The organism is Pontibacter aquaedesilientis (genome assembly GCF_014773225.1).
Lineage (GTDB): Bacteria > Bacteroidota > Bacteroidia > Cytophagales > Hymenobacteraceae > Pontibacter > Pontibacter aquaedesilientis.
The window spans coordinates 159,274-179,940 of record NZ_JACXAJ010000007.1 but is presented as its reverse complement, the minus strand read 5'-3'; the positions used below and the strand labels follow the sequence as shown (position 1 = coordinate 179,940).

Sequence of the window (20,667 nt, the reverse complement as noted above, 5' to 3'; positions counted from 1 at the left end):
TTTTACTACCTTCATACTGTGGCAGTAGGGGCAATTTACCTGGATAGTTATCTCGCACATAACTTCCTGTAAACACCCTTGCTGCCATACTTATTCCCGCATCATACATTGTAGACCACAACCGAGTAAAGATTCTCAGAACGCGGGAGCAGTTTTTGGGAGCAGTTTTTCCATAAACAGGCATCAACAGACATTAGCAGGTAAACACGAAATTCTGTAGAATAGCTGAATTTAGCACTTTTGCTTGTGTCTACTTTTGTTTGTTGCTATTAAAATAGTGCCTTCGCGACCACCGAAAAAGGCCTCTAGAGCAATCTAGAGGCCTTTTTTATTTACTCCTTTGCAAAGTCTATAGTGGTTAAGCTGCCATACCTTCCGGCAGCGGGTATTGGTTTTTGTAATGGAAAAGCTCTGCCAAAACATAATCGTTTACGTGAAGTTTGAGATGATCATCAATCAGCTCGCCCCAGGTCCCAAAGATTTGCCATACCTGGTTGTTGCCATGGCTTTGAATTTCCTCGGCTGACATATCGCGCACAAAAAACGCCTCCAGCATCACATCTTCTTCGCGCATCGGTACCTGCACATAGGGCCTGTCACTGTTTAGTATCTCAATTATCTCAGCAGGTCTCTCTGCATTGGCAGACATATAATAGTAAGCCGCCTGATGTTGTAGAATCATGTTAGAATGATTTTAGTCGTAACGGTTCACATAATCCTTTGATGCCTTCAGCAAAAGCTATCAGTACATAGTCAGCAGGTTGCGCAATACCAGTTAAATTATATTGCAAGCTTCTGGATTCTTCAGTTGGGTGGCTTAGCACTTCTCTTCCGCAACTCCAAAAATTAGTGCTATTGGCTAGTCGTCAGTGCTATTCCGTAACCATTTGACAATTAACAGTATAATTGCTTGCAAACTTTCTTAAGCACTTTTAAACTGTTGTCATTTTTTCAGAATAGCAGCTATTAATGGCATATACCACAGTTGGTTGTGTAGTGTTTGGATGAATTGAAATTTCATTAAACATTACAAAATTATATGCCTTAAGTGTAGGCAAATGCCCGAACTTAATGTAACGGCAGGCATTTAGCCTTTCTGAGGAATAATGTTTAATTTTGCGGTATCAATTATCTTTCAATTAAAAGCTGATAATCATGGGAATGTATCCTGAATATATGGTTGCTCCGATCCGGGAGGATTTAACCTCTGCCGGTTTCGAACAACTGATGACTGCTGAAGAAGTAGAGCAGGCTTTGTCCTCTAAGGAGGGAACTGTGCTGGTGGCCGTTAACTCTGTTTGCGGATGTGCTGCCTCTAAGGCACGCCCTGCCCTGAAAATGGCCGTGGCATCTTCTGAGAAGCGCCCAAGCAAAATGGTAACCGTTTTTGCTGGCATGGAGCAGGACGCAGTAGCCAAGGCACGTGAGTTTATGCTGCCTTACCCTCCTTCGTCTCCATCTATTGCCTTATTCAAAGACGGTGAGCTGGTGCACATGATTGAGCGCTACCACATCGAGGGCAACGAGCTTAACCGCATTGTAGACAACCTGCAGGGCGCGTTCGAAGCTTATTGCTAAGCCTCCTAAAACTCTAAAAAGCGAAGGCCGGTGTTGATCAACACCGGCCTTCGCTTTTTATTCAGGTATAGCCCTCGCTATTTCATAGGCTATTTTTGCAGGTCAAAGCCAATGTCGCGGCGATAGTAGCGGTCAGTCCATTGGATGGTTTCAGCTGCTGCATTCGCTTTTGCCAGTGCCTCTTCCATGGTATCACCCAATCCGGTCACGGCAATTACACGGCCACCGTTGTTCACGATCTTATCGTCCACACGCTTGGTTCCCGCATGGAACACCAGCGTGTCGGGATTTACCTGATCAAGTCCGGTGATTTCTTTGCCTTTGTCAAAACCTTCCGGATAACCACCCGAAACCAGGAACACTGTAGCTGCCGTACGCGGATCTATCTCCAGTTTAAAGTCGCCCAGTTTGTGGTCGTGCAGCGCCAGGAACAGCTCGAACAGGTCTGATTTGATACGTGGCAGTATCGCCTCGGTCTCAGGGTCACCCAGGCGCACGTTATACTCGATTACGTAAGGCTCACCATTCACATTCATCAGGCCGATAAACAGGAAACCGGTATAGCCCAGGTTATCCTCCTGCATACCTTTGATAGTAGGCTCAATCACACGCTCCTTCACCTTCTGCATAAAAACCTCATCTGCAAATGGAACCGGGGAAATCGCGCCCATACCACCTGTGTTCAGGCCAGTATCGCCTTCGCCTATACGCTTGTAATCTTTCGCTTCGGGCAGCAGCACATAGTCCTTGCCGTCAGTCAGAATGAAAACCGATACCTCTATACCTTGCAGAAACTCCTCGATGACCACTTTGCTTCCGGCTTTTCCAAACTTATGGTTGCGCAGCATGGCCTCCAGGCTATCAATCGCCTCCTCAAAATTCGGGGCAATAATCACACCTTTGCCAGCCGCCAGGCCATCGGCCTTGAGCACCACCGGGTAACTGTGGTTGCGCAGGTACTCCACCGCATCGCGGTAGTTCGACTCTGTAAAAGTCTCGTAACGGGCTGTCGGGATGTTATACTTCTGCAAAAAAGCCTTACAAAAGTCTTTGCTGCCTTCCAGCATCGCACCTAGTTTCTTTGGGCCCACCACCAGCACATCGCGCAAGAAGTCCTTCTCCTGAAAGAAATCGTGTATACCTTCTACCAAGGCATTCTCGGGCCCGACAACGACCATCATAATGTTGAAGTCAGTCACAAATTTGGCCACCTCGTCGAAGTTATGAATGTCGATGGCGCAGCTGGTATGAAATTCTGCCGTACCCGCATTTCCGGGTGCCACGAATATCTTCTCCGCGTATGGGCTTTGGCTCAGCTTCCAGGCAAGCGCATGTTCTCTTGCCCCAGACCCTATAATCAATACGTTCATAGTCTTTTCTTAATTGTTCAACTGTTAAATTGTTGAATGGTTAAAGGTCTTCAATTCTGGCTAATCTTAAAAAAAATTGTTGGAAGATTCTGGCCTAAATGATGCCTTCTCTTCCAACAATTTAACAATTTAGCAATGTATCCATCTAATTTGCGTACTCCGACAGGAACTTAATGCGCATCAGTCGCAGGTCCTCTTCTGTGTAGTCCCCCGAACCCATCTCTTTGAGGGCCACGCCGATGTTGTCGGTGCTGGCGCTCATAAAGTAATCGTATATTTCGTCCTGACGCTCCTCATCCAGCACATTGTTGATATAGTAGTTCAGGTTGAGCTTAGTGCCGGAGTAGCAGATGTGCTCTATCTCCTCGATCAGCTCCTGCATGGTCAGGTCCTTTGACGAAGCAATCTCTTCCAGATCCACTTTCTTATCGATCTGCTGGATGATGTAGATTTTGATCTTCGACTTGTTCACCGTGGTTTTCACCACCACGTCGGCGGCCGTCACGATGTCATTCTCCTCTACATATTTTGTGATCAGGTCCAGAAAAGGTTTGCCGAACTTCTGCACCTTGCCCATACCTACCCCGGCAACATGTGCCAGATCTTCGCGGGTTGTAGGGTATACAGTAGCCATCTCTTTTAGCGAGGGGTCCTGGAACAGCACGTAGGGCGGAAGACCTTTTTCCTTGGCCAGCTTCTTACGCAGGTTCTTCAGGAGGTCAAACAACACCTCATCATGTCCGGCCGAGGCCTGGGTTTCTTCCTTCTCCTCGTCTGCCTTTACCTCCTGCTCGTAGTCATGGTCCTTGCTCAACTGGATCGGGTGCGGATTCGCGATGAAATCCAGCCCCTTCTGTGTCAGTCTTACGATACCGAAATTCTCGATGTCTTTCTCCAGATACTCCGACAACAACACCTGTCGCAGCACTGAGCTCCAGAATTGTGCGTCGTGCTCCTTACCGGCTGCAAACACCTCCAGTTTATCATGGTCATAGCTTGCCACATACTGGTTGCGCAGGCCCGTCAGAACCGCCGTGTTGTGCTCAATGCTGAAACGCTGGCCTGTCTGCTGTATTGTTTTGAGGGCCAGCTGCACCTCGTTCTGCGCCTCAAAGCGCTCTTTTGGGTGCAAACAGTTGTCGCAGAAGCCGCAGTCTTTCTCGTATGCTTCGCCGAAGTAATGGAGCAGCTGCTTACGACGGCACACGGCTGAGTCGGCATAAGCCGCCATTTCCTGCAGCAACAGTTTGGAGTTATCGCGCTCGGTTACCGGCTTGTCTTTATTGAACTTCTCCAGCTTGATGATATCATCATAGCTGTAGAACATAATGCAGTTTCCTTCCAGCCCGTCGCGACCTGCACGGCCGGTTTCCTGGTAGTAGCCCTCAATGGACTTCGGTGTGTCGTAGTGAATTACAAAGCGCACGTCCGGTTTGTCTATACCCATGCCAAAGGCAATAGTCGCCACAATCACGTCTGCCTCCTCGTTCAGGAAGGCATCCTGATTGGCCATGCGGATGCTGGAGTCCAGGCCGGCGTGGTATGGCAATGCTTTAACGTCGTTCACGCGCAGCAGCTCCGCTACTTCCTCTACTTTCTTGCGGCTCAGGCAGTAGATTACCCCACTTTTGCCTTTGTGCTTCTTTACGTATTGTATAACCTGTTTCTTGGTGTTGTGCTTCGGGCGCACTTCGTAGTACAGGTTGGTGCGGTTAAACGAGGACTTGAACACAGAGGCCTCGTCCATCTGCAGGTTGCGCTGTATATCCAGCTGCACCTTTGGTGTGGCCGTAGCCGTCAGCGCAATAATTGGCAAATTGCCTATCTGATCGATGATGCCGCGTATGCGGCGGTATTCCGGTCGGAAGTCGTGTCCCCATTCTGAGATACAGTGCGCCTCATCAATCGCCACAAACGACACATTGGAGTTACGCAGAAACTCGACAGTCTCTTCCTTGGTAAGCGATTCGGGAGCCACGTACAGTAGTTTTACCTCGCCGGCAAGGGTTTCCTTTTTCACTCTGTTGATCTCTGATTTCGACAACGTGGAGTTCAGGAAGTGTGCATTCACACCAAAAGCGTTTAACTGATCCACCTGGTTTTTCATCAGGGCGATGAGAGGAGAAATAACAATGGCAGTTCCAGGCAGCGAAAGGGCAGGTAGTTGGTAACACAACGACTTGCCAGCTCCTGTCGGCATAATCACAAAGGTGTTCTTTCCGTTGATAATGTTATTTATTATCAACTCCTGATTCCCTCTAAATTGATTATACCCAAAAACTTCCTTTAATTTGTTTTTGAGATTGATCTCGTGTTTGATAGACATGTAATGAATCGGAAAATTTAACTGTAAAGCAACGTATCCCCTCAGGGTACATTTAACACAAATTTAAATTGAATCTTCTTAATAATATAGCGCTTACGGCAAAAAAAGTATTAATCGCAGAAGCCGATGCAATCGCCAGACTGGCAGATTTTATCGACGAAGACTTTGAAAATTGCGTCAAAGCCATTCTGCAGATAAAAGGCCGCGTTGTGGTGACAGGTATAGGCAAGAGCGCCAACATTGCCGCCAAGATCGTAGCCACCCTCAACTCTACCGGTACACCTGCCCTGTTTATGCACGCCGCCGACGCCATTCACGGCGACCTGGGCATGATTCAGCCGGCAGATTTTGTGATCTGCATCTCCAAGAGCGGCAACACGCCAGAGATAAAGGTACTCGTTCCGTTGCTAAAGCGCAAAGGAGCCCAAATGGCCGCACTGGTATCCAGCACCGACTCTTACCTTGGGCAAAGCGCCGACTTCATCCTCAACGCATCTGTGGAGCGTGAGGCATGCCCCCACAACCTCGCCCCTACTACCAGCACCACGGCAGCGCTTGCGCTGGGCGACGCACTGGCAGTGAGCCTGCTGGAGGCCCGTGGGTTCAGCAGCTCCGACTTTGCCACGCTGCATCCGGGCGGTTCGCTCGGCAAGCGCCTATACCTCAAAGTAGAGGACATCTATGGCCAAAACATGGCGCCAAGTGTTACAGAGAACGCGGCACTCAAGGAAATTATTATCGAAATATCCTCTAAGCGCCTGGGAGCTACCGCTGTAGTAAAGGAAGACACAGCAGAATTGGTCGGAATTATAACTGATGGCGATTTGCGCCGTATGCTCAACAAATATGACTCCATTGATGGCATTCGCGCTTCAGATATCATGACGATCTCACCACTCTCCATTGAGCCGGATACCTATGCCGCAGAAGCCCTGGCCATCATGCAGGATAAAAATATCACACAACTCATTGTCACAAAATCAGGTAAATTCGAGGGCTTTGTGCACCTCCACGATTTGCTGAAAGAAGGACTCGTATAGACATGAACGAAAACACTTATGTGGTAATAATGGCGGGCGGCATCGGAAGCCGCTTCTGGCCATTCAGCCGGACCGATTTTCCAAAACAGTTTCATGACGTGCTGGGCGTAGGCGAAAGCATGCTCCAGATGACCATGAACCGCTTTCAGGATGTCTGCCCACCCGAAAACATATACGTGGTAACCAACCGCGACTATGAAGGGCTGGTAAAGGAACAGTTGCCTCAACTCACCGACAACCAGATTCTGCTGGAGCCTATTGGCCGTAACACAGCGCCGTGTATTGCTTACGCCTCCTACAAGATCGCTCAGATCAATCCGAATGCCAACCTGATCGTGACTCCGTCGGACCACGTGGTGCTGAAGCAGGAAGCCTTCACAAAGGTAGTGAAAGAGGCCGTGGAAGCCGCTGACAAGAACGATGTGCTGATCACGCTGGGCATTACCCCTAGCCGACCTGACACGGGCTATGGTTACATCCAGTTCATCGACAGCGAGGAGCAGACAATCAAAAAGGTAAAAACCTTTACCGAGAAACCGAACCTGGAACTTGCCCAAATGTTCCTTGAAAGCGGTGACTTCGTCTGGAATTCCGGTATCTTCATCTGGAACGTGCAAAGTATCATGAAGGCGTTCCGCCAGCACTTGCCTGAGATCAGTGAGATTTTCGAGGAAGGCGCCTCATCCCTTCATACCCCGGAAGAGCAAAACTTTATCGTCAAAGCCTATTCGCATTGCCGCAACATCTCCATCGACTACGGCATCATGGAGAAGGTGGACAATGTGTATGTGGTGCTGGCTGACATTGGCTGGTCTGACCTGGGCACCTGGAACTCGCTCTATACCATCAACAAAAAAGATGACCAAGGCAATGTGGTGGACGGTGACGTTATGCTGTATGACACGCACAACTGCATTATCAAGACCCCTAAACAGCGTCTGGTCGTGCTGCAGGGCCTGGAAGGCTACATTGTGGCAGAGCACGACAACGTGCTGATGATCTGCAAGCTGGACGAGGAGCAGAAGGTGAAAGAATTTATGTCTGACGCCAAATCCAAAAAAGGGGCAGAATATATTTAAGGCAGCTGCTTCTATCTCTACAATTCAGGTATAGAAACAGGTATAGCATAAGAAAAGGGCGGTATCATCAGCAACTGATGGCACCGCCCTTTTTAAGGTATAGGCCTTTTGGATAATCTATTTTAAGTCGGTCTTACCTGGGCTCAAAAGTATTCTGGCTGGAATAACCGTTCTCGCGCAGGCGGTGGCTCATGGCTTCATACAGGATGATGCCGGTAGCCACGGATACGTTCAGCGAGCCAATCTGCCCCAGTAACGGAATACGAACTTTCGCATCGGCGCGCTTGAGGTACTCCGGAGAGATGCCGTCTTCCTCACTGCCCATGATAATGGCTGTCGGTCCTACGAAGTCAATCGTTCTATCGGTCAGGTTATGCTCTGTCTTTTCGGTGCAGGCCACAATCTGCACGCCATAGTCTTTCAGGTAATCGATCGTGCTTTTGAGGTTGTGCTCCCGGCACACAGGCACGCTATGCAGGGCACCCGCCGATGTCTTGATCGCATCCGCATTGATCTGCGCACCGCCTTTGCTAGGTATAACAATCGCATCGACGCCCATGCACTCGGCATTTCGGGCAATAGAGCCAAAGTTACGCACATCGGTAATGCGATCCAGGATAAGCAACAATGGGCTTTTGCCTTTTTCGAACAGCGCCGTCACGATCTCGTCCAGAGGCGAATAGGTGATGGCCGAGATAAAAGCCACCGCCCCCTGGTGATTCTTGCGAGTCAGGTTGTTTAGCTTCTCAATCGGCACACTGGCTACCGGCACATCGTGCTTCTTGGCCAGCTCCAGCAACTCGTCCACGCTGGCATTGCGGGCACCTTTCTGCACGAAGATCTTTTCCAGCACCTTTCCGGCCAGCATAGCCTCCATGATGGGCCTCAGACCGAAAATCATTTCCATTTTATCCTCCTTCGGAGTCTTGGGTCCGCGATAGCGGTTGCCGCCTACAAATTTGTTATTCCTGCTCTCCATTTTGCAACAGTGCTGTACCAGTGCTCCTCGTATTCGCGGTTCCGTATCAGCTCAAAGTGATTTTCGGTAAAGTTATTCTCTTTTTTCGTAAAAACGAACTTCACATAGGGAGTGGCCTCCGACTCCCGGTAGATCCAGGTCTCCGAATCGCCGCTCACGCTGATGTTGTTGGGTTTTCCATAGACGATATAAATCATCCCACGATCGGTAGCCCAACCGGGCTTGTAGGAGGTATAGAGCCTATTGGCGTTCTCAACACGGGTATAGTAAGTCCTGATAAGCTCACGGGCCAGGCTCTTGTCTTTGGCTACCCTCATCCAGAAATTATCAACCGCTATTTTCTGATTTTTTGCGCTATATAAAGTTTCACGCTCGGCAGAGGTGGTCAGGTATATGAGTGGGGGGATGAGGTCCTGGACTCTAGTCACAAGCGGATAAGCGCCTTCCTGCACCAACAAACCGGATTGGCCCGGCATATCTGCTCCAAACAGGTATAAGCCCTCCTGCTGCAGCCGGATGGTATCGCCGGTTTGCAGGCGAATCGTATCAGCTACGGGGAGTTGCGATGCAGGGGCTGGCTCCTGTTTGGCAGACATAGGAGGCAATGCGGGTTGGAATGCCGGGTTGAAGAGTCGGATGGGGAGTGGCTGTGCCGTTGTGTCGTTGCTGCGCCAAAGCACAAGCTTGTCCGCCGTAGTAGCGAATCCTCTGAATACTGGCCTGCCACTGTTTGCCCGTACCATCAGGTAGTCTTTCTGCAGCATCTCAGGATTCAGGTATAGCCGATGGGAAGTGCCAAGTCGTTCCTGCCCGGCCAGCTTTAGCCATAGCCTTACCTGCATGGAATTTCCGGCGGTTACATGGTTGGCCGGAATTTTCACCGGAACTTCCAGACTTCCCTCGCCCTGCACCTTATGGCTAGCCGTTATCTGCACGGTGTCGCGCAGCAACAGCATGTCCCGCTCCGTGTTGCCAGCCCTGATCACAAAGTCGATGCGGGTAGCACTCTGCTGCAGGTCCAGCAACTGTTTCAGGTCCTCAAACCGGAAAATCAGGTAGAGGCTATCGTGGGCAGCATAATGGGCATGGTGCATGACCACTTCGGGTTGGTCGGGCCTGGTAGTAGCAGCGGGCTCCCGGTACACAGGGGCATAAGATGGGTTAGAGCCGCCGCACGAGGACAACAGCATCATGAAAAAAAAGCAGGAGAAGAGACAGATCTGTTTCATTTACTTGAAAGTAATGCAACAACCACAAAAATGCAAAAGCCGGACATAATGGGTAGTCCGGCTTTTGTACTGTTTAATGCGCTATTTTGTTTAACGGCGCGCGCGCTGCAGATATTGCATGAACACCTGCTGCAGCTCGCCTGCGCGTTCCTCTTCTCCAATTTCCTGCGCCTCGCCTATCAGTTGCTGCATGATGAACAGGTTGGTCTGGATTTCCATTTCGAACAACGGACCTTTAGCCATGTAGTATTCTATCGACTCGCGCGAGCTTTTGGCCATGGACTCCAGCAGGTCTTTGGCGCGTTTTTCGTCGCCCAGGTCGGCCATGAGCGAGATGAACTGCGGCGTGTAATAATCGTATGGCACAGTGCTCGGCGGCAGCTTTTCAAAACAGTAATCCACGATTTCCTTGGCACGGGCATTGTCGCCGCTTTGCATATAGGCCGCAGCCAGCTTACCGAATTTATCACGCGCATTGGCAGCGAAGCGGAAGTAATTCTCATCGTAGAAAACCCCTGGATCGTTGAAATTCCGGAAGCTGAACTTCTTCATCAAGTTCTCATACATCTTCTCTTTGTTCAGGAACCCTGCTTCATCTTCATTGGAGACCTTAACAGGAACCACACGGTAAGCCAGGCCCTCCAGCTGGAAGTAGTCTGACAAGCCCATGAAGTCGGCGCTGTTCACGGTGGTAGAGAAGTAAACCGGGCGCTCCCAATTATTAGTGGCCAGCAGATCCAGTATGATCATGTGCTTCTTCTCGAGCAAAGACTTGTTGATGGTCCACTGCATACGGTCCGTGATCTGATCTTTGTAATCGTTTGCTACAAAACCGGCTTGCTGCACTTTTGCCTTGTCCACGTTCAGGAAGAAATTTTTGGTAGGGAAGCTCATCAAGGTAGACCCATTGCCTGCCTGCACCTGCAAAGCCGGATGGTTCTGGCGCACCAGCCCCACGAATTGTTTTAGGTCTATACCTGCTGCGACCTGCGCTCGTTCCACATACGGCAGGTAATCATTCGTGCCTTGGCGGTAGTTCTCTTTCTCCAACGTTAGTGGCCATGGATCAGAAGCATAGGCCTGGCGCTTCATCTGATCGATGTACCAGTCGGTGTTCAGGTAGCTTAATACAGCCACCCGTACGTCCGTTCTGTAACCTTCCACTTCCTGGGCGTACCAGAGCGGGAAGGTATCGTTGTCGCCGTTGGTGAACAGGATGCCGTTTGGTGCTACAGAGTCGAGCAGGTTTTTGGCTGAATCCACGGAGTGGTAGCGATTTGAGCGATCGTGGTCGTCCCACCCTTCAGCAGCCAGTATAGCCGGCACAGAAAGGCAAACAACTGTTGCGATGGCGGCACTGGTAGTCACGTTGCGAAGCGCCCTATTGAGCAACTCCGCCACACCCAGCACACCCAGTCCAATCCAGATAGAGAAGGCGTAGAAAGATCCTGCAAAGGTATAGTCCCGCTCACGCGGCTCGATTGGCGGCTGGTTCAGGTATAGGGCAATGGCTATACCTGTGAAGAAGAACAACAGGCCCACGATGAAGGCGTCGCGCTCGTTCTTCCGGATCTGGTAGATCAGACCGATAATTCCTATAATTAAGGGCAGCAGGTAGAAACAGTTGCGAGCCATGCTGGTTACCACGCGCTCCGGCACGCCATCGGTTGGCTTGCCAAACCAAAGCACACCGGCCTGCTGCACATCACTCTCGCGCCCTACAAAGTTCCAGAGGAAATAGCGCCAGTACATATGCCCCAGTTGGTAGCGCAGCAGGAAGCTCATGTTCTGCCCGAATGTCGGTGCCTGGCCTTCCTTTAGATCAATCCACTTCTTATACTCTTGCAGGTGCTGCGGCTGATCGCTGTAGACACGCGGCAAAATGGTTTTGTCTTTGCTGTCGTAGATGGTCTCTAGCTTACGACCCATTACGACATACTTTTCATCCCCTTTAACGTAGCGCGGAGCGCCTTCCTCCTGGGCAACCGGCTGCGCATTGTACTGCGGACCGTACAGCAACGGACGGTCGCCGTACTGCTCACGCTTCAGGTAGGAAACAAAACTCAGGATATCCTGGGGATCATTTTCGTCGATAGTCGGGTTGTAAGCAGATCGGATCGGTATGATCATGTAAGAAGAATATCCGATCAGAATAAATATAAAGCACAGGATGACCGTGTTCAGGATTCTGATGTTGTGCTGAATGGAGTAGCGTATGCCGTAGAAAATAGCGACTACTAACAAGAACACAAAGAAGATGATGCCAGAGCCAAATGGTAGGCCAAATGTATTGACAAAGAGGACCTCCACATTACCTGCCAGCGAAGGCAAGCCAGGTATAATGCCCCAAAGAATAGCCATCACAATCACCGCACTGATCAGGAAAGCGATAAGTCCGCCTTTCCAGGTCGGCTGGTACAGTCTGAAGTAGTAAATGAATGCCAGGGCAGGTATAGCCACCAGGTTGAGCAAGTGAGCACCAATGGAAAGACCAATCAGATAGGCGATCAGGATCAGCCACTTATCAGAAAGTGACTCTCCTACCTTAGACTCCCAGCGCAGCATGGCCCAGAACACGATCGCCGTGAAGAAAGAAGACATAGCGTATACCTCTGCCTCCACTGCTGAGAACCAAGCCGAGTCCGTGAAGGTATAGGCAAGCGCGCCAGCTGCACCGGCTCCCATGATCAGCACGAGGTTGCCATTGGTTGGGGCCTCGCCCTCTTTCACCAACAATCTGCGCGAAAGGATGGTGATGGACCAGAACAGGAACAGCACCGTGAAGGAACTGGAGAGGGCCGAAAGCAGATTCACCCACCAGGCTACCTGGGTCGGGTCACTGGCAAACATCGAGAAGATGCGGCCTACCAGCAGGTAGAACGGGGCTCCCGGAGGGTGTGGCACCAATAGTTTGTAAGAACACGCAATAAACTCGCCTGCATCCCAATAGCTGGCTGTAGGCTCTAGAGTAAGCACATAAACTGTCGTCGCGATCAAAAACACGACCCAGCCCACCAAGTTGTTTATCTTCCGATAATCCGTCATAGCAATTTGAAAATATTCAGCTTCGAAAATACTAAATATCTTTGGTGCAGATGCACATTTGGCCAAACTGAAGCAAAAAAAAGCCGGCTGCAAGGCCGGCTTTCATGTTGTCTGAAGTGTGAACACCCTTATCGTTGCAGGATTAACCGCTTCGTTTCCACTGTTTTGTCATTCACAAGCAGGCTGTAGAAGTATACGCCTGCCGGGTATCCGGTCATATCCAGCACAAACACATTGGAGTGCGTAACCGGGAGCTCATGCGTTTCCATCACTTTACCGATCGTGTTTGAGATCTTCAACTTGTAGCTCTCAGACATGCCTACCTGCGACAAGGACACACGGGTGATGCCACGGGAAGGATTCGGATAAGCGTTGATGGAAGGATTGGTTCTGCTTTCGATCGCGGGCATAAAGGCCTGGTAAGAGCTGATCACGTAGTTAGCCGAACTGGCATAGGCCACTTCCGTCAGGTATAGGCTTTTGCCTGCAGCCTCACGGTAGATTTTTGTTCTGGATTTTGTTGGAGCATTCTCAGCCTGCACAATGGTTAGTGCCCGTTTCTCAGGCATTGCTTTCCAGGCAGATGCCCCCCCGGCATTTGGAGGAACTACCCCTGCATCCTTTGCGCGGCCGTCTGCCATAACTGTATATCCCGCTAAATGAGAAAATACGAATACAGCAATTATTATCAATCTGGTAAAAGTACTCATATGTCGCGCCTCAAAATTTTAAATTCTATCTATCATCTGACAGGAAGTCAAAGATATAGCAAAATGCCATTAAATAGAAACCGTTCAATTAAAAATATATCTGCCTTGCAGCAATAAATTGGATCAGACAATCCGGTTACATGGGTGTGCTTTAATTTCCTGTTTCGCTATTACAAGAACCATGCCTGCCAGGGTTTGTTTTTTTAACAGGACCCTAATATACCGTCCCGGGTTGCAAGCGTTGCCAAATAAAATTCAACTAAATCGCAGAGCCCCGGCCACCAAAATTGAACTATTGGATAAACTTCCGTGGGCGGCACTACACATAAAACAACTCGCTAAGTTGAAAATTTTATAAATTCTAAATATTCTTACTCTTCCTCTCCTGGTTCACATCTCTTCACCCATGCCGCTATACACAGCCCAAACAACACTTTTCGGGGTATAACTAAAGCAAGAATATAATAGAACTATAGCCCCATAGATAAAAATCATACAACTTGCTTATTTGCACCCCGTTACACCAAAAAGGCTTCATAAATAGCATTCTACAAATCAGTCCATTTATAAAAAATTATGGAGCCGCTTTTTAAGGTTAGGGCATGCCGTTGCAAACGACAGCCGATCACAGCATAAGTCAAGGCAATTTCTGACGCGTTTACCCAACTAATATGACATCAAAACAGTTAAATTAAATAGAAGGAAAGCTTAAAAAAAGAAGAAGGCGAGGCATGTATGAAGAAGCTACTCCTATTATTAACCTGCCTGTACTGGAACTGCCAGGATGGCGCAGCCCAATCAGGGATTTACAAAGGCATTGGTACGGTTGTATTTGAAGCTGGGGTACCGCTCAGCCTAATCAAAGGAACATCAGAAGCAGCCAAGGGCACCATAGACCTGGAATCCGGCAAATTCCGTTTCGACGTTCCGATCACCTCTTTCCGGTTTTTGAATTCACTCATGCACGAACGTTTCAACGACAAATACATGCAGAGCCACCGCTTTCAAAAAGCCACCTTCACCGGGCAGATCATAGAGAAAAAGCCTTCCGGGACAAACGGCGAGACAAAAGTAACGGCAGTCGGCCTGCTCACCATTCACGGTGTTTCCAAAAAAAGAACAATCACAGGCCTGATCACCCAGGACGCTGGCAGCAACTGGCAACTGGCTTCCGATTTTGCTGTAGAATTGGAGGATCATCACATTAAGGTGCCCCAATTGAGCTCGGGTTACGGGGCCAATACCATGCAGGTATCGCTCCAGATGCCCCTTAAACCTGTCGGGTCAGCCGTTCCCCAAATCGCCGACGCCAAAAAGCTCAGCCTTAAATAATGTAGGCAATTTCCTTGAAGGCAAAGTACCGCAGTTCCCCGTTTATCTCAACAGCCAGCCTACCGTCCTCATCCACGCCCACTATTCGACCTGTCACCCGCTCATTCCCGACGCTGAATGCATGCGCCTCCTGATAGCGGTAAAGCACCTGCAGGTACTCGTGCCGGAGTTTACCCAGCTTGCCACTGCGCAACTCCAGGTATCTTTTTTCCATCATTTCCATCAGCCTGGCCACTAATCTTTTCAGGTCAAGTTGCGTACCTACCACGGCGGCCACCGAAGTGGCTGTATCGATTCCGAAGTGAAGCTGGTTAATGTTTAAACCAATCCCCACGATACTGTGTTGTATGGACAGGCTGTTAACTGTGTTTTCAATCAGAATCCCTCCAAGTTTTTTATCTTCAAAGTACAGATCGTTGGGCCATTTTACTTGCGCCTGCTCCAGCCCCTGCTCGCGCAGCAGGTCGAGGACCGCCAGCGAAACGGCCATATTGAGGTAAAACTGGTGCCTGACAGCCAGAAAGACGGGTGACAGAATTACAGAGAGGGTAATATTTTTGCCTGGGGCTGCCTCCCAGAAGTTACCACGCTGCCCCCTGCCCCGTGTTTGTTCGTCAGTCAGGACCACACAGCCCTCTGTGGCTTTATTTTTGAGGAGTAGCTGCTGGGCCTCTGAGTTGGTGGATTCACAAACCGGCAGAAAAAACAGTTGCTGACCCATAAACAGCGTATTAGGCACCATACATTAAACAGAATTTAGTACTTTTGTAAATCAAATTTAAGTAGTACAAATGAAAGAAACCAAGGCTGAGGCCAATTCAGACATATTGGCAGAGCTTGTAGTAAAAGGCATGCAGGAAAAGAAAGCCAGCGATATTGTCGTTCTTAACCTAAAATCACTCAAAAACGCCGTATCCGATTACTTCGTGATAGCGTCCGCCTCATCTGACACACAGCTTGACGCCATCGCTTCCTCCATCGAAGAAGAAATATACAAAGCCACCCGCCAGAACCCCTGGCAGAGCGAAGGCCGCACCAACAAGGAGTGGGTTTTGCTGGACTATGTAGATGTAGTGGCACACGTGTTTTTGAAAGATAAACGTGAATTTTATGCGTTGGAGGAGCTCTGGGGCGACGCTAACATCAAGCATATAGAATCTGTCTAATCCATTTAAGGAATCCTGAACAAATCAGGATTCCTACCAGTTTTTCATGTAATTGAGACAAAACATTCATGGCAGAAAAAAATAATAAAGGAAACAATAAAAAGAAAAAGCCGATGATCCCGGCCACGCCTCCACGCCCTACCATGCAGCTGTGGATGCTGGCGGTGCTCATTCTGCTTATCTTCGGGCTTACCTGGCTCAACAAAAGCAACGCCTCTGTTGAGACGACGCAACAGGAGTTCGAGGAAATGCTGCTAAGCAACGATGTTCAGAAACTGACCATCGTGAACGGCAAGATGGTGGAGGTATACCTGAAAGAGGAGGCCCTGCAGAACGAAAAATACAGCAAAGACCTTTCGAACCGTGGTACATTCACCATGGACCAAGGCCCGCAATACCATTTCACGATCATCACAGCTGAGTCTTTCAAAGAAGATTATGAAAAGCTTCAGGCCAATATCCCGCGCGAGCAACGTGTACCTTACACGATTGACACCCGCACCGGCTTTGCCGATTTCTTCTTCCAGTGGGGCTTTCTGATCCTGTTGCTGTTCGGTTTCTGGTTCCTGATGCGCCGCGTAACAGCAGGCGGGGCAGGCGGCCAGATTTTCAACATTGGCAAGTCTAAGGCTGCCCTTTTTGACGCCGAGAACAAGGTAAAGATCACGTTTAAAGATGTGGCGGGCCTGGAAGAAGCGAAAGAAGAGATTCAGGAGATTGTTGAATTTTTGAAAAACCCAAGCAAGTTTACAATTCTGGGTGGCAAGATACCGAAAGGCGCTTTGCTGGTAGGCCCTCCGGGAACAGGTAAAACCCTTTTGGCCAAAGCAGTGGCAGGTGAAGCTGATGTACCTTTCTTCTCTTTGTCGGGTTCTGACTTTGTGGAGATGTTTGTAGGTGTGGGCGCTGCCCGTGTGCGTGACTTGTTTAAGCAAGCAAAAGCCAAAGCGCCTTGTATTATCTTCATTGACGAGATTGACGCAATTGGCCGTCACCGAAGCCGTGGTGCTACACCAGGCGGTAACGACGAGCGCGAGAATACCTTGAACTCCCTGTTAGTAGAGATGGATGGTTTCGCAACTGATTCTGGTGTGATTATTCTGGCAGCTACCAACCGCCCTGACACGCTGGACTCAGCCTTGCTCCGTCCGGGACGTTTCGATCGCCAGATCAGCATTGATAAGCCAGACATCAACGGCCGTACCGAGATTTTCGAGGTGCACTTGAAGCCCCTTACCCTGTCTACTGACGTGGATGCCCGTAAGCTGGCGGCCCAAACACCTGGTTTTGCTGGTGCTGAGATCGCTAACGTTTGTAACGAGGCCGCTTTGATCGCCGCCCGCCGCAACAAGAAGGCAGTGGACCAGCAGGACTTCAATGACGCCATCGACCGTGTGATCGGTGGTTTGGAGAAGAAAAATAAGATCATCTCTCCTGAAGAAAAGAAAATAGTAGCCTACCACGAAGCTGGTCATGCGATTGCAGGGTGGTTCCTGGAGCATGCTGATCCGTTGGTAAAAGTAAGCATTGTTCCACGTGGGGTTGCCGCACTGGGTTATGCGCAGTACCTCCCAAAAGAGCAGTTCCTGTATACCACAGAGCAGTTGATCGACGAGATGTGCATGGCTTTAGGTGGACGTGCCGCCGAGGAGCTGGTATTTGGCAAGATATCGACAGGGGCCTTGAGTGACCTGGAGCGTATTACCAAAATGGCTTACAGCATTGTGACGATGTATGGCATGAACTCAAAGATTGGCAATGTCTCCTTCTACGATTCGAAGCAGACGGACATGGCGTTTAATAAGCCGTACTCCGAAGCTACTGCCGAAACAATCGACAACGAAGTGCGCAACATCATTGAGACAGCTTATATCCGCACAAAGGATCTGCTACTTGACAAGCGCCACGAGCTTGAGATTGTAGCCCAGGAACTGCTGCAGAAAGAAATTCTGTTCCAGAGCGATCTGGAGCGATTGGTAGGCAAGCGCCCGTTTGAGGCCCTGACTACTTACCAGGCGCATACAGCAGGCACTGACCGCAGCAAGACCAAGAGCGAGGTAGAGAAGGAACAACATCCGATTGATCTCGGAAAGACAAGTCATCCGGAGCAGAACGGGAATGGCCATGTGCCAGGCACGCCGCTGCAAAATGATGCACCTGCCGATCCGAACGATTCTATCAACTCTAAAACAGCTTGATAACACCAGGCATGTACGAAGCAAAATCGAAAGAAATAGTTTTGAGAAGAGTAAGAGAGGCGCTGGCTAAGTCGGCGCCTTTTCTGCCTCCTACCCCTGACTTCACCTCCCCCCTGCATCAGCGACCTTCCGATGATCTTTCGGTAGAGTTTGCGAAGGCTTTTATCGCCAACAGTGGGCTTTTCGTGTACTGCGAAAACGAGGAGGACTTTTTTGACCAGCTTTTTGCGCTGAAGCGAGAACAAAACATAGAGCACCTGTATGTATGGGAGTCTAACGTGCAGAAGATCCTGTACCATGCAGGTATAGATTTTATAGCAGGGGACGAAGACTTCGTTCAGAAAGCACAGGCCAGCCTGACGACCTGCGAAGCGCTCATCACCCGCACCGGCAGCATATTGGTGAGTTCGGCCAACGCTGGTGGCAGGCGCCTGGGCATTTACCCGGAAACCCACATGGTGGTGGCCAAAGCCAGCCAGTTGGTGCCCGACATCAGAGACGGTCTGCAAAAGGTACGCGACAAGTATAAGGAGAACTTCCCTTCTATGGTATCGCTGGTGAGTGGCCCGAGTCGCACGGCCGACATCGAAAAAACATTGGTAATGGGCGCACACGGCCCGAAACAGTTAGTACTTTTCCTGATAGATGACCTTCCGCATTGACGAGCTAGCCCCTGGCAAAAAAGTCTACTTCGCATCTGATTTTCACCTGGGCGTGCCTGACGCTGAGAGCAGCCGTGCCCGTGAGAAAAAGATCGTGCGCTGGCTGGACTCTGTGAAGCACGACGCGGCGGCTATCCTGCTGCTGGGCGACATCTTCGACTTCTGGTTCGAGTATCGCCATGCGATACCGAAGGGATTTATCAGGCTGCAGGGCAAACTGGCCGAGCTGACTGACGCAGGTATACCGGTGCTTTTTTTCACGGGGAACCACGACATGTGGATGTTCGATTATTTCCCGGAGGAACTCAACATTCCCATCATTCGCGAACCTATTTCCACCACATTCGGGTCTAAACGCTTTTATATCGGGCACGGCGATGGCCTTGGTCCAGGCGACCATACCTACAAAGTGCTGAAAAAGGTATTTAATAATAAAGTCTGCCAGTGGATGTTTGCCCGCCTGCACCCGAACGCAGGTATAGGTCTGGCCAACATGTGGTCGCGCAGAAGCCGCATCAGCAACACAAAAGACGATGAGAAGTTTTTTGGGGAGGATGAATGGCTGGTGCAGTACAGCAAAGAAGTGGAAGCAAGCCAGCACCACGATTTTTACGTGTTCGGGCACCGCCACCTACCGCTCGATATGAATATAAACGACAGCAGCCGCTACGTGAACCTGGGAGAGTGGGTCAATTTTTGCTCTTATGGCGTATACGATGGCAACGACCTTAAACTGGAATACTTTGAGCAATAGGCTATACCTGAGTATGCTATACCTACTGCTGGCGACTTGGGCTATACCTGCCTTTGCCCAGCAGCCGGATTCGACTTTATCGCTCACATTCAGCCACAGCTTGGCAATTTCATCCCCTTCCGCCATCTCCGTTGACCGCAACGGTAGCGTATACCTGCTGGACCAGAAACGCAACCTGCTGATGGTTGACTCGCTGGGAAAACCTGTCAATATCTTCTCTCCGCCAAGCCGTGGTAGAATCACCGCTATAGAGGCCTGGAACCCGATGAAAGTTTTCCTGTTTTACGAAGACCGGCAAGAATTCATGCTGCTCGACCGCTTTATGCGCCCCATCGCCAGCACGCGCCTCTCAGATTTAGGTTTTATGGGTAACGTGCGGGCTGCCACCCTCACTTCAGACGACAGCTTTTGGCTTTTCAATGAGTCGGATTTCACGCTGAGTAAGATAGACTTGCGCTACCAGAAACCCATTGTGGAAACACCCTTGGACCTGATACTGGATAAGGCACGCTTTGATGTACGCTTCCTGCGGGAGTACCAGAACATGGTATACCTGCTGGATTACAATAGCGGCATATACGTGTTCGATAATCTAGGGAATTACAAGAAGAAGCTTCCCTTTACAGGCCTTTCCTATATCGGATTCAAGGGTAACGAGCTCTACTTCGTAAAGGATAACCAACTGCATTTCTTTGATCTTTACAAGCTGCAGGACCGCGCTATACCTTTGCCGGCCGATAAGCCATACCTCTCGGCGCTGGTTAGTTCCGGTATGGTATACCTGTTTAAGAAAGACAGTGCCGATGTGTACCGGCTAAGTCGCTAGTTGCTCTCTGCAAAAAACTTCAGCCCAACCACACCGGCTACAATCATCATGAGGCAGACAATCCGCATCAGTTCTTTGGGTTCGTTTAGAAAGAACATCCCCAACACAGCCGTACCGGCCGCTCCTATACCTGTCCAGATCGCATAAGCTGTGCCAAGCGGCAGGGTTTTCATGGCCTGCGCCAACAGTACAAAACTCAGGATCATCACGATTACCGTCACGATACTCACCACCGGCTTGGTGAAGCCTTCGCTGTATTTCAGTCCGAAGGCCCAGCCGATTTCACATATACCTGCCAAAATCAGGTAAAGCCACGCAGTATTCATTAGTGTATTGGTTTCATGAATGGCCTTTCTCAAAATCATGCCTTTCA

18 protein-coding genes are annotated in these 20,667 nt (G+C 49.8%); 9 read left to right on the top strand and 9 right to left on the bottom strand.

The features are described 5' to 3' along the window. Window positions 1–358: 358 nt before the first annotated feature. Window positions 359–682 (bottom strand): hypothetical protein, encoded by a 324-nt coding sequence (locus H9Q13_RS14320; protein ID WP_191184484.1) that lies wholly within the window; start codon window positions 680–682, stop codon window positions 359–361. Window positions 683–1,161: 479 nt separating this feature from the next. Here H9Q13_RS14320 and H9Q13_RS14315 point away from each other — a divergent pair, with 479 nt between their 5' ends. Next, on the top strand, window positions 1,162–1,578 hold the full coding sequence (locus tag H9Q13_RS14315; RefSeq protein WP_317173907.1) for a BrxA/BrxB family bacilliredoxin: 417 nt from the start codon (window positions 1,162–1,164) through the stop codon (window positions 1,576–1,578). An 89-nt stretch (window positions 1,579–1,667) separates the two neighbouring features. Here the strand turns inward: H9Q13_RS14315 and purD are convergent, their stop codons facing one another. Together purD and recQ are read right to left on the bottom strand one after the other, a co-directional pair. Beyond that, entirely contained in the window at window positions 1,668–2,948 is a 1,281-nt protein-coding gene (purD, locus tag H9Q13_RS14310; RefSeq protein WP_191184482.1) for a phosphoribosylamine--glycine ligase, read from the bottom strand. Between the two features lie 145 nt (window positions 2,949–3,093). Then, entirely contained in the window at window positions 3,094–5,274 is a 2,181-nt protein-coding gene (gene recQ / locus H9Q13_RS14305; protein ID WP_191184481.1) for a DNA helicase RecQ, read from the bottom strand. Window positions 5,275–5,342: 68 nt separating this feature from the next. Here recQ and H9Q13_RS14300 point away from each other — a divergent pair, with 68 nt between their 5' ends. Together H9Q13_RS14300 and H9Q13_RS14295 are read left to right on the top strand one after the other, a co-directional pair. Next, window positions 5,343–6,314 (top strand): KpsF/GutQ family sugar-phosphate isomerase, encoded by a 972-nt coding sequence (locus H9Q13_RS14300; RefSeq protein ID WP_191184480.1) that lies wholly within the window; start codon window positions 5,343–5,345, stop codon window positions 6,312–6,314. 2 nt (window positions 6,315–6,316) lie between these two features. Next, complete coding sequence (locus H9Q13_RS14295) at window positions 6,317–7,393, top strand: mannose-1-phosphate guanylyltransferase (protein WP_191184479.1); 1,077 nt, start codon at window positions 6,317–6,319, stop codon at window positions 7,391–7,393. 133 nt (window positions 7,394–7,526) lie between these two features. Here the strand turns inward: H9Q13_RS14295 and rlmB are convergent, their stop codons facing one another. The 4 genes from rlmB to H9Q13_RS14275 form a co-directional block, all read right to left on the bottom strand. Continuing rightward, a complete protein-coding gene (gene rlmB, locus H9Q13_RS14290) occupies window positions 7,527–8,372 on the bottom strand; it encodes a 23S rRNA (guanosine(2251)-2'-O)-methyltransferase RlmB (RefSeq protein WP_191184478.1) in 846 nt (281 codons plus the stop codon). Beyond that, window positions 8,345–9,601 (bottom strand): GWxTD domain-containing protein, encoded by a 1,257-nt coding sequence (locus H9Q13_RS14285; RefSeq protein ID WP_224744299.1) that lies wholly within the window; start codon window positions 9,599–9,601, stop codon window positions 8,345–8,347. Before H9Q13_RS14285 ends, rlmB begins: the two co-directional genes overlap by 28 nt. Window positions 9,602–9,691: 90 nt before the next feature. Then, window positions 9,692–12,646, bottom strand: coding sequence for a glycosyltransferase family 117 protein (locus tag H9Q13_RS14280; protein ID WP_191184477.1), 2,955 nt, complete (start codon window positions 12,644–12,646; stop codon window positions 9,692–9,694). Between the two features lie 128 nt (window positions 12,647–12,774). Continuing rightward, window positions 12,775–13,287, bottom strand: a complete 513-nt coding sequence (locus tag H9Q13_RS14275) for a T9SS type A sorting domain-containing protein (RefSeq protein WP_224744298.1) — start codon at window positions 13,285–13,287, stop codon at window positions 12,775–12,777. 804 nt (window positions 13,288–14,091) lie between these two features. On the opposite strand from H9Q13_RS14275, the gene H9Q13_RS14270 reads away from it, so the two are divergent. Continuing rightward, window positions 14,092–14,688: a YceI family protein gene (locus H9Q13_RS14270; protein WP_191184475.1), complete on the top strand. Its 597-nt coding sequence runs from the start codon at window positions 14,092–14,094 to the stop codon at window positions 14,686–14,688. Here H9Q13_RS14270 and H9Q13_RS14265 read toward each other — a convergent pair. Then, window positions 14,681–15,430, bottom strand: coding sequence for a biotin--[acetyl-CoA-carboxylase] ligase (locus tag H9Q13_RS14265; RefSeq protein WP_191184474.1), 750 nt, complete (start codon window positions 15,428–15,430; stop codon window positions 14,681–14,683). The genes H9Q13_RS14270 and H9Q13_RS14265 overlap by 8 nt on opposite strands. 49 nt (window positions 15,431–15,479) lie before the next feature. Here H9Q13_RS14265 and rsfS point away from each other — a divergent pair, with 49 nt between their 5' ends. The 5 genes from rsfS to H9Q13_RS14240 all read left to right on the top strand — a co-directional run bounded on the left by rsfS (window position 15,480) and on the right by H9Q13_RS14240 (window position 20,294). Further along, complete coding sequence (gene rsfS, locus H9Q13_RS14260) at window positions 15,480–15,854, top strand: ribosome silencing factor (RefSeq protein ID WP_191184473.1); 375 nt, start codon at window positions 15,480–15,482, stop codon at window positions 15,852–15,854. Window positions 15,855–15,922: 68 nt separating this feature from the next. Beyond that, complete coding sequence (gene ftsH, locus H9Q13_RS14255; RefSeq protein WP_191184472.1) at window positions 15,923–18,052, top strand: ATP-dependent zinc metalloprotease FtsH; 2,130 nt, start codon at window positions 15,923–15,925, stop codon at window positions 18,050–18,052. A 41-nt stretch (window positions 18,053–18,093) separates the two neighbouring features. Further along, window positions 18,094–18,714, top strand: a complete 621-nt coding sequence (locus H9Q13_RS14250; RefSeq protein ID WP_224744297.1) for a LutC/YkgG family protein — start codon at window positions 18,094–18,096, stop codon at window positions 18,712–18,714. After that, window positions 18,698–19,468 (top strand): UDP-2,3-diacylglucosamine diphosphatase, encoded by a 771-nt coding sequence (locus tag H9Q13_RS14245; protein WP_191184470.1) that lies wholly within the window; start codon window positions 18,698–18,700, stop codon window positions 19,466–19,468. The genes H9Q13_RS14250 and H9Q13_RS14245 overlap by 17 nt, the downstream gene beginning before the upstream one ends. Beyond that, entirely contained in the window at window positions 19,431–20,294 is an 864-nt protein-coding gene (locus tag H9Q13_RS14240; RefSeq protein WP_224744296.1) for a hypothetical protein, read from the top strand. The genes H9Q13_RS14245 and H9Q13_RS14240 overlap by 38 nt, the downstream gene beginning before the upstream one ends. On the opposite strand, the gene H9Q13_RS14235 is transcribed toward H9Q13_RS14240, so the two are convergent. Further along, window positions 20,291–20,620, bottom strand: a complete 330-nt coding sequence (locus H9Q13_RS14235; RefSeq protein ID WP_191184469.1) for a DMT family transporter — start codon at window positions 20,618–20,620, stop codon at window positions 20,291–20,293. The two genes, H9Q13_RS14240 and H9Q13_RS14235, sit on opposite strands and share 4 nt — an antisense overlap. Window positions 20,621–20,667: the final 47 nt, after the last annotated feature.

What these genes read in the sequence shown, in the direction of transcription:
- purD (WP_191184482.1), bottom strand. Translation starts at nt 2,948, where the DNA reads ATGAACGTATTGATTATAGGGTCTGGGGCAAGAGAACATGCGCTTGCC.
- H9Q13_RS14270 (WP_191184475.1), top strand. Translation starts at nt 14,092, where the DNA reads ATGAAGAAGCTACTCCTATTATTAACCTGCCTGTACTGGAACTGCCAG.
- H9Q13_RS14315 (WP_317173907.1), top strand. Translation starts at nt 1,162, where the DNA reads ATGTATCCTGAATATATGGTTGCTCCGATCCGGGAGGATTTAACCTCT.
- H9Q13_RS14295 (WP_191184479.1), top strand. Translation starts at nt 6,317, where the DNA reads ATGAACGAAAACACTTATGTGGTAATAATGGCGGGCGGCATCGGAAGC.
- H9Q13_RS14265 (WP_191184474.1), bottom strand. Translation starts at nt 15,430, where the DNA reads ATGGTGCCTAATACGCTGTTTATGGGTCAGCAACTGTTTTTTCTGCCG.
- H9Q13_RS14235 (WP_191184469.1), bottom strand. Translation starts at nt 20,620, where the DNA reads ATGAATACTGCGTGGCTTTACCTGATTTTGGCAGGTATATGTGAAATC.
- H9Q13_RS14245 (WP_191184470.1), top strand. Translation starts at nt 18,698, where the DNA reads ATGACCTTCCGCATTGACGAGCTAGCCCCTGGCAAAAAAGTCTACTTC.
- H9Q13_RS14240 (WP_224744296.1), top strand. Translation starts at nt 19,431, where the DNA reads ATGGCAACGACCTTAAACTGGAATACTTTGAGCAATAGGCTATACCTG.
- rlmB (WP_191184478.1), bottom strand. Translation starts at nt 8,372, where the DNA reads ATGGAGAGCAGGAATAACAAATTTGTAGGCGGCAACCGCTATCGCGGA.
- H9Q13_RS14280 (WP_191184477.1), bottom strand. Translation starts at nt 12,646, where the DNA reads ATGACGGATTATCGGAAGATAAACAACTTGGTGGGCTGGGTCGTGTTT.
- H9Q13_RS14275 (WP_224744298.1), bottom strand. Translation starts at nt 13,287, where the DNA reads ATGGCAGACGGCCGCGCAAAGGATGCAGGGGTAGTTCCTCCAAATGCC.
- recQ (WP_191184481.1), bottom strand. Translation starts at nt 5,274, where the DNA reads ATGTCTATCAAACACGAGATCAATCTCAAAAACAAATTAAAGGAAGTT.
- H9Q13_RS14285 (WP_224744299.1), bottom strand. Translation starts at nt 9,601, where the DNA reads ATGAAACAGATCTGTCTCTTCTCCTGCTTTTTTTTCATGATGCTGTTG.
- H9Q13_RS14320 (WP_191184484.1), bottom strand. Translation starts at nt 682, where the DNA reads ATGATTCTACAACATCAGGCGGCTTACTATTATATGTCTGCCAATGCA.
- rsfS (WP_191184473.1), top strand. Translation starts at nt 15,480, where the DNA reads ATGAAAGAAACCAAGGCTGAGGCCAATTCAGACATATTGGCAGAGCTT.
- ftsH (WP_191184472.1), top strand. Translation starts at nt 15,923, where the DNA reads ATGGCAGAAAAAAATAATAAAGGAAACAATAAAAAGAAAAAGCCGATG.